Source organism: Echinicola shivajiensis (assembly GCF_018642165.1).
GTDB lineage: Bacteria > Bacteroidota > Bacteroidia > Cytophagales > Cyclobacteriaceae > Echinicola > Echinicola shivajiensis.
In genome coordinates this window covers 1-1,483 of the sequence record NZ_JAHHZM010000030.1, presented here as the reverse complement: position 1 = coordinate 1,483, position 1,483 = coordinate 1, and the positions used below count along the sequence as shown (strand labels likewise).

Here is a 1,483-nt window from a genome sequence, read left to right as displayed (position 1 = left end):
TACCAAATCAATACTTCCTTGGCATGTTTCCTTTCGTTTGTCCTGAACAGGCTGAACATGGCCATGAACTCATGGGTATTGCCGGGCAAGAGATAACTGCCGTTGGTTGGGAACTCATAGACATAGCCCACCTTCACCCGCTTCAGCAGGAAGCCCAGCTGCAGGTTGTTCGCATAGTCCACCCGGTGCCCCGCGCCCAACCAGAATTTGTCCATCAACAAGGCCTTCAGGTTGAACTCTATATTGTCCGGAAGGTCTTCCTGGTTCCTGTAAAAGAAATTACCGATCACCGAAAGATTTTCACTTACAGCTTCCCTATAGCCTGCCTGGACGATATAGTTGATGGGCCTTCCTTCCATAAACTCATCTCCGCTCGCAAAGCCACCACCGTTCACCTGGTGCATCGCATAGGACAGGTAATACTTTTCATGTGTCAGCGCCAGGCCTACGTTGAAGTCAACGATCTGCATATCGGAAAACCCTCCGATATATTGGCCCAGCAGTTCGTCGTTCTGCTGCTCCACGGTCATGGACGTGCCGTCCAGTTTCACATTGGTATAGCTCACCCCCGCTCCCAGGCGAAGGTTGTGCTTCTCGGTCAACCTGATCCTACTCGCATAGCCCAAAATCAAAGAGGTTTCCTTAAATGCACCATATTCATCAAACAACAAATTCAGGCTGGCCGCATTCTTGCCCATCAGGGCAGGATCCTCCTCCCCTTTCATCTCCCCGAAATCCAGCTCCGCACTGAAGAACATCGTCCTCGGTGCACCCTCGAAACCACTCCACTGGTTCCGAACAAAGCCCCTTAAAGCGCTGCCCTCATAGCCCGTCAGACCGGGGTTATAGTAACTCTGGAAAAAGTTGAACTGGCTGATATATTTCCTCGACTGCCCCAGCACCATAGTAGGTGCCCAGAGCATAATCATCAATGTATAGATTAAAACCTTTTTCATCTTATCGGATGGCTTTCTATTTGCAAAACAATTATTTAATACGTGACAATAGCTTCTCATTATCTCAACAGGTTAAGGACTCCCCTGCGCACCTTATCGTCCCCTCTGGATTCTATCACCCAGAAATAGGTGCCCGGTGCCATCTCCTTGCCCTTATAGGTGCCGTCCCACCTTACTTCCGGGTGCTCGGTATAGAAGATCCTGTTGCCGCTCCTTTCAAATATCATGATCCTCACACCGGTCTGGTACCTGAGCTCTTCCACGCCCCAAGTATCATTCCTGCCGTCCTCATTTGGACTGAAGGTATTGTAAATCTCGATATCGTCCAGGGATTTCCTCAGCCTGGTGATCTCAAACACCTTGGCAAGTTCATTGCCGTCCGCATCGACCACCATCACCTCAACCGTGAAAGCCGTCCTGCCCGCAAGTGCCTCCTGGCTGTCCCAGTACAAGGTATTGTCGGAAAGGGAGAAGTAGCCATTGTCCATGGAGCCTTCAACCAGTTCCAGGACATGTTGGTTGTCCAC

The 1,483-nt window shown here is 50.4% G+C and carries 2 protein-coding genes; both read right to left on the bottom strand.

Annotated elements, in window-relative coordinates; genetic code table 11:
- The coding region (locus tag KMW37_RS22340; RefSeq protein ID WP_215226862.1) for a PorP/SprF family type IX secretion system membrane protein at positions 1 to 956 on the bottom strand (956 nt) is incomplete at its 3' end.
- 59 nt (positions 957 to 1,015) lie between these two features.
- Positions 1,016 to 1,483: gliding motility-associated C-terminal domain-containing protein (locus tag KMW37_RS22335; RefSeq protein ID WP_215226861.1), on the bottom strand; the 468-nt coding region annotated here is incomplete at its 5' end.